Genomic DNA, 5,429 nt, shown 5'->3' with positions numbered 1-5,429 from the left:
TTTGTTCGTTTGGGCGTAAGAGGCGCGCGCGTCCCCAGCTGTCGGCGCTCTAGGCCCGCCGCATCACCGCGAAATCGGCGAGGTCCTGCAGGGCGGGACGCCAGGTTGTGGAGGCGGTGTCCTCGATCGCAGCCTTGGCGGTCTCGGCGTAGCGAAGGGCCATGGCCAGGGTCTCGTCCAGCGCGCCGGTCTCGGCCATCAGGGCGCGGGCGCGGTCGAAGTCGCCGTCCTGCTGCTCCCGGCGGTCGATCGTGCGCACCCAGAAGTCGCGTTCGCTGGCGGATGTGCGCTGCATGGCGATCAGCAGCGGCAGGGTGACCTTGCCCTCCCGGAAATCGTCGCCCGGGTTCTTGCCCAGGGTTCCCGCGTCACCGGAATAGTCGAGCGCGTCGTCGATCAGCTGGAAGGCGAGCCCCAGATCCTGGCCGAAGCGGCGCAGCGCCCGGCAGCGCTCCGGCGAGGCGCCGGCCGAGACCGCGCCGGCCTCGGCGGCGGCAGCGAACAGCTCGGCGGTCTTGGCCTTGATGATCTCGATATAGATCTCCTGCGAGAGGTCGAGGTCGTGGCTGCGGGTCAGCTGCAGCACCTCACCCTCGGAGATCACGCGCGAGGCGCGGGCCAGGATCTCCAGCGCCGACATCGATCCGGCGCCGACCATCAGTTCAAAGGCGCGGGCGAACAGGAAGTCGCCCACCAGCACGCTGGCCGGCGCGCCCCAGATCAGGTGCGCCGCCACACGGCCCCGGCGAAGCTGAGACGAGTCCACCACATCGTCGTGCAGCAGGGTCGCGGTGTGGATGAACTCCACAGCCGCCGCCAGCTTGAGGCAGGCGTCGTCGCGCGCGCCGCAGAGCCGCGCCGCCGCGATGGTGAGCAGCGGCCGCAGCCGCTTCGCGGAGCCGGCGATCAGGTGATCGGCGAGCGCCGGGATGACCGGCACCGGGCTGTCCATGTGCGTGCGGATCAAGGCGTCGACCGCGCGCATGTCCGGCCCGGCTAACGATAGCAGGTGGTCCAGGCTGGGCGGCGCGGCGATGGCCGGAGCGGCTTGCACGGATAGCGGGTCCTTATGGGCCAACAGTCGCCTCGGGCTTACCCTTGCGCGATTGCCGGGGCAATGGTGACGCTGTAAGCAGGGGCCCTGCGGTGCCACGAGGGCCGCGAAACCATGGACAATTTCACCGAAGATCACCTGCTGGACGGCAGGGTCCGGCTGCGTCAGCCCGCGCGCGGGTACCGCGCGGGCCTGGACGCCGCCCTGCTGGCGGCGGCGTGCGACGCGCAGGACGGCCAGCGCGTGCTGGAGGCGGGCTGCGGAGCCGGCGGCGCCTTGCTGGCCGCGGCCGCCCGGCGGCCCGGCGCACGCTTTGTGGGAGTCGAGCGCGACGCCGCGGCGCTGGCGCTGGCGCGGCACAACATCGCCGCCAACAGCATGGGTGACCGTGTCGAGGTGGTCGAGGGCGATGTGGCCGTGAGGTTTTCGCTGCTCGGCCTGGAACCGTTCGACGCGGCGATCGCCAATCCGCCGTTCTTCGATGACGCCGGCGCCCTGCGCGGCCCCGCGCCCGACCGCCGCGCCGCCTGGATGGCGGACGATGGTCTTGAGGCCTGGATCCAGTTTCTGACCAAGGCCGTGCGCGAGGGGGGAACCATCACGCTGATCCACCGCGCCGATCGCCTGGCCGATATCCTGGGCCTGCTCACGGCCAAGTGCGGTTCGATCCAAGTCCTGCCGATCCACCCGTTCGCGGACGAGCCGGCCAAAAGGGTGCTGGTGCGGGCGATCAAGACCGGCAAGGCGCCCCTGCGCCTGCTACCGCCGCGGGTGCTGCACGACCGTGACGGCGCAAAGCACCGACCGGACGTCGAAGCCATTCTGCGCGGCGAGGCGGATCTGCCCTGGCTCTAGCAGCTTGTGACGCCGAGCCGCACGGTGTCGGCGAGCAGGCGATCCACTAGGTCAAGGTCGATCTGTTCGGGCCTGCGAAACCGCAGACAGCTCTTGCCCGCGTCGACACCCTTCAGCGCCTCGGCGTGAAGCGCGTTCACCGTCGGGCTCACATAGAGCGAAATGTACTGCTTCTGGCTGTTGAAGGCGAAGGCCGGCCCCTCGGTGTAGGCCGGCATGCCGTAGTTCATTCGCTCGGCCTGCGCCCCGAAGTGCTTGCGGGCGAGCGCGCGGACGGCTCGCAGCACGGGCTCCCGCTTCGGATCAACCTCGGCGAACCAGTCATCGACGGTGGCGGCGCGGGACTGCACCATCAGGCGATCCCCAATCGGGCTCTGTGGGTCTCATGCACGATGTCATGCCACTCGGGATGCTTCTGGATATAGGCGGCGATGAACGGGCAGGTGGGAATGACCTTGCGGCCCTCCGCCCGCGCGCGGCCCAGCACCGCCCGGGCCAGCGCGCTGCCGACCCCCCGCCCCTCGAACGCAGTCGGGACAACCGTGTGGGGCAGGATCATCACGCCCTGGGCCAGGCTGTACTCGGCGTAGGCTGTCTGGCCGTCGAGGTTCACCTCAAAGCGGCCGGCGGCGGCGTTGTCGATGACGTTGAGCTCGGCCATGGCGTCCTCCAGCGGCGATCTTGACGGAGACCCGCCCCCCAGCCAAGGTCGAGCGCACCGGTCAGGCTCGAAGAGGAGGAGGAAAACATGTCGCCCATTGCCATCGCGGCCCTCCGCCGCGTCGACCGCCCGGCTGTCTGACAGCCTGTCCCTTCAATCGGGGATGAACCGCGGTCGACGCCTCAAATGGCCCTCGACCTTCAGGACATCCCATTGAACGCCTTCACACTCTACGACTACGGCTGGAGCGACGCGCGCCACTCCGACTTCACGCCCTACGCCCAGCGGGGCCTCATACCCGGCCGGATCGTCATCCAGCAGCGGGGCGGCTATCGGGTGATCACCGAGGCCGGCGAGATCGACGCCCGGGCCTCCGGCGGCCTGATGCATACGGCCCAGGAGTCCGAACGCCCCAGCGCCGGCGACTGGGTGGCGCTTGAGGCCCGGCCCGGCGAGACCCTGGCCCTGGTCCAGGCGGTCCTGCCCCGCGCCACCGCCTTCATCCGCAAGGCGTCCGGCCCGCGCGGCGGCGCCCAGGTGGTGGCGGCAAATGTTGACGCGGCCTTCCTGGTCGCCTCGCTCAACGCCGACCTCAATGCTCGCCGCATGGAGCGCTATCTGGCGGTCACCTACGAGAGCGGCGCCCGGCCGGTGATCGTGCTGACCAAGGCCGACCTCGTCGACGATCTCGCGGCGGCGGCGGAAGAGATCGAGGCGATCGCATTCGGGGCGCCGGTGCTCTGCGTCTCGGCGCGGACCGGGCAGGGGCTTGACGCCCTGGCGACCCATATCGCGCCGGGCCAGACGGCGGTGCTGCTGGGCTCGTCCGGCGCAGGCAAATCCACTCTGCTGAACGCCCTGGCCGGCGAAGATCTGATGGCGACCGGCGAGATCCGCGAGGATGACGCGCGCGGTCGTCACACCACCACGCACCGCGAATTGGTGCGACTGGCTTCCGGCGCCCTGATTCTGGATACGCCGGGCATGCGTGAACTGGGCCTGTGGGACGCCGAGTCCGGGGTCTCGGCGGCGTTCGACGACGTCGAGGCGCTCGCCGCCAGCTGCCGGTTCGCCGACTGCGGGCATGAGCGCGAACCCGGATGCGCGATCCAGGCGGCGTTGACCGAAGGCGTGCTGCCGCCGGAGCGGCTGCGCGCCTGGCGCAAGCTGCAGTCGGAACTGGCCTACGAGGTCCGCAAGGAAGACCCCCGCGCCGCCCAGGAGAACCGCAAGCTTTGGGCCTCGCGCTCCAAGGCCTCCCGCGCCTGGATCAAGCAGAAGCGGGGCTTCCCGGACGACGGCTGATCCTCAGCCGAGCGCCTTGGCCACCACCGGCGCGAGCCGCGAGGCGATGATCTGCACGCCGCGTGCGTTGGGATGGATGCCGTCCGGTTGGTTGAGGGCGGGGCTGCGCGCCACGCCTTCGATCAGGTTCGGATAGAGCGTCGCCCCGTGGGCCCGCGCCACCGCGCCGAACACGGCGTTGAACTCGCGCGCATAGGGCCCGCCGATCTCCGAAGGCGCGGTGATTCCGGCGATCAGCACGCGCATCTTCCGCGCCTTCAGCTTGCGCACGATGGCGTCGAGATTGGCGCGGGTGCGCTTCGGATCCTGCCCCTGCAACAGGTCGTTGGCGCCCAGGGCGACGATGGCGAGTTCGGTGTCCTTGGCGACGCTGAAGTCCACCCGGGCCAGGCCGCCGGCCGTGGTGTCGCCGGAGACGCCCGCGCCGCGCACGCGCACAACGAGCCCCCGCGCCTTCAGCGCCGCCTCGAGCTGAGCCGGCAGGGCCGCGCGGGCGGGCAGGCCGTAGCCGGCGGTAATGGAGTCGCCCAGCATCGTGACGATCCTGGCGCGCGGCGCAGCCTTGCCGCCGGGCGCCTGGGCCAGCGCCGGCGCGCCGAGGAGGCTCATCAACGGAATTGCGATCAGGGCGCGGCGGGAAGGGTTTGGCGGGGCCATGGACGTCCTATGTAAGGGAGCGACATCGCTTAACAATCCAGATCCGACTCCGAGGACGCCTTGCCTGACGCCGCTCCGCCGCTCGTTCTCGACGAGGTCGCCCTTACGCTTCCGTCCCGCGCCGGTCCGGTTGAAATCCTGCGGGGTCTCTCACTCACGCTCTCAGCCGGGGAACGGCTCGCGCTCGTCGGGCCTTCCGGCTCCGGCAAGTCGTCGTTGATCGCGGTGGCGGCGGGTCTGGAGCGACCCAGCGCCGGGCGCGTGTTCCTGTTCGGCGAGGATCTGGGCGCCCTCGACGAAGACGGCCGAGCCCGGCTGCGCCGGGGTCGGGTGAGCCTGGTGTTTCAGTCATTCCACCTGTTGCCCAACATGACGGCCGAGGAAAACGTCGCCGCGCCGATGGAGATCGCCCGGCGGCCCGGCGCCATGGCCGAAGCGCGGGCATGGCTGGACCGCGTGGGCCTGGGCGCGCGCATGCGTCACTATCCGCACCAGCTTTCCGGGGGCGAGCAGCAGCGCGTGGCGCTGGCCCGCGCGCTGGCGCCGCGCCCGGCGCTGATCTTCGCCGATGAACCCACCGGCAATCTCGACTCCGCCAACGCCAAACACGTGGCCGACCTGATGTTCGACTTGGTCGCCGAGGCGGGCGCAGCACTCCTGATGGTCACCCACGATCCGGCGCTGGCCGCGCGAGCCGGGCGGATCGTCACGCTCCGCGACGGGCGGCCCGTGTCCGATGTGCTCTCCGACCCGGCCGGGGCGGCGGCGTGACGCCGCTCTGGTTGCGCTTCGCAGCGCGCGAACTGCGGAGCGGGGTTAAGGGCTTTCGCATCTTCCTGGCCTGTCTGGCGCTCGGCGTTGCGGCCATCGCCGCGGCGGGCTCCACCGCCGAAGCCT

The 5,429-nt window shown here is 70.8% G+C and carries 8 protein-coding genes; 4 read left to right on the top strand and 4 right to left on the bottom strand.

Annotated elements, in window-relative coordinates; translation table 11 throughout:
- Window positions 1-49 precede the first annotated feature (49 nt).
- Entirely contained in the window at window positions 50-1,018 is a 969-nt protein-coding gene (locus ACIQ3R_RS14825) for a polyprenyl synthetase family protein (RefSeq protein ID WP_397419632.1), read from the bottom strand.
- Window positions 1,019-1,168: 150 nt separating this feature from the next.
- Between ACIQ3R_RS14825 and ACIQ3R_RS14820 the strand changes: the two genes are divergently transcribed.
- Window positions 1,169-1,909 carry a tRNA1(Val) (adenine(37)-N6)-methyltransferase gene (locus ACIQ3R_RS14820; RefSeq protein ID WP_397419630.1) on the top strand — a complete coding sequence of 247 codons (741 nt, stop codon included), beginning with the start codon at window positions 1,169-1,171 and terminating at the stop codon, window positions 1,907-1,909.
- Here ACIQ3R_RS14820 and ACIQ3R_RS14815 read toward each other — a convergent pair.
- Entirely contained in the window at window positions 1,906-2,262 is a 357-nt protein-coding gene (locus ACIQ3R_RS14815) for an iron chaperone (protein WP_397419629.1), read from the bottom strand. The two genes, ACIQ3R_RS14820 and ACIQ3R_RS14815, sit on opposite strands and share 4 nt — an antisense overlap.
- The gene (locus ACIQ3R_RS14810; RefSeq protein ID WP_397419628.1) at window positions 2,262-2,570 is read right to left on the bottom strand and encodes a GNAT family N-acetyltransferase; all 309 of its coding nucleotides are present in this window, start codon (window positions 2,568-2,570) and stop codon (window positions 2,262-2,264) included. The genes ACIQ3R_RS14815 and ACIQ3R_RS14810 overlap by 1 nt, the downstream gene beginning before the upstream one ends.
- 186 nt (window positions 2,571-2,756) lie before the next feature.
- On the opposite strand from ACIQ3R_RS14810, the gene rsgA reads away from it, so the two are divergent.
- Complete coding sequence (gene rsgA / locus ACIQ3R_RS14805; protein WP_397419627.1) at window positions 2,757-3,875, top strand: ribosome small subunit-dependent GTPase A; 1,119 nt, start codon at window positions 2,757-2,759, stop codon at window positions 3,873-3,875.
- A gap of 3 nt (window positions 3,876-3,878) precedes the next feature.
- Here rsgA and ACIQ3R_RS14800 read toward each other — a convergent pair whose 3' ends face one another.
- Window positions 3,879-4,484 carry an arylesterase gene (locus tag ACIQ3R_RS14800; RefSeq protein WP_397419626.1) on the bottom strand — a complete coding sequence of 202 codons (606 nt, stop codon included), beginning with the start codon at window positions 4,482-4,484 and terminating at the stop codon, window positions 3,879-3,881.
- A 108-nt stretch (window positions 4,485-4,592) separates the two neighbouring features.
- Here ACIQ3R_RS14800 and ACIQ3R_RS14795 point away from each other — a divergent pair, with 108 nt between their 5' ends.
- A complete protein-coding gene (locus ACIQ3R_RS14795; protein ID WP_397419625.1) occupies window positions 4,593-5,303 on the top strand; it encodes an ABC transporter ATP-binding protein in 711 nt (236 codons plus the stop codon).
- A partial coding sequence (locus tag ACIQ3R_RS14790; protein WP_397419631.1) for a hypothetical protein occupies window positions 5,300-5,429 on the top strand: 130 nt, incomplete at its 3' end. The genes ACIQ3R_RS14795 and ACIQ3R_RS14790, both read left to right, overlap by 4 nt.

The sequence above is a fragment of the Phenylobacterium sp. genome, from assembly GCF_044371015.1.
GTDB lineage: Bacteria > Pseudomonadota > Alphaproteobacteria > Caulobacterales > Caulobacteraceae > Phenylobacterium.
Note: the sequence above shows the minus strand (reverse complement) of the source record. Positions and strands in the feature narration are given on the sequence as shown.

What these genes read in the sequence shown, in the direction of transcription:
- ACIQ3R_RS14810 (WP_397419628.1), bottom strand. Translation starts at nt 2,570, where the DNA reads ATGGCCGAGCTCAACGTCATCGACAACGCCGCCGCCGGCCGCTTTGAG.
- rsgA (WP_397419627.1), top strand. Translation starts at nt 2,757, where the DNA reads ATGGCCCTCGACCTTCAGGACATCCCATTGAACGCCTTCACACTCTAC.
- ACIQ3R_RS14815 (WP_397419629.1), bottom strand. Translation starts at nt 2,262, where the DNA reads ATGGTGCAGTCCCGCGCCGCCACCGTCGATGACTGGTTCGCCGAGGTT.
- ACIQ3R_RS14800 (WP_397419626.1), bottom strand. Translation starts at nt 4,484, where the DNA reads ATGAGCCTCCTCGGCGCGCCGGCGCTGGCCCAGGCGCCCGGCGGCAAG.
- ACIQ3R_RS14820 (WP_397419630.1), top strand. Translation starts at nt 1,169, where the DNA reads ATGGACAATTTCACCGAAGATCACCTGCTGGACGGCAGGGTCCGGCTG.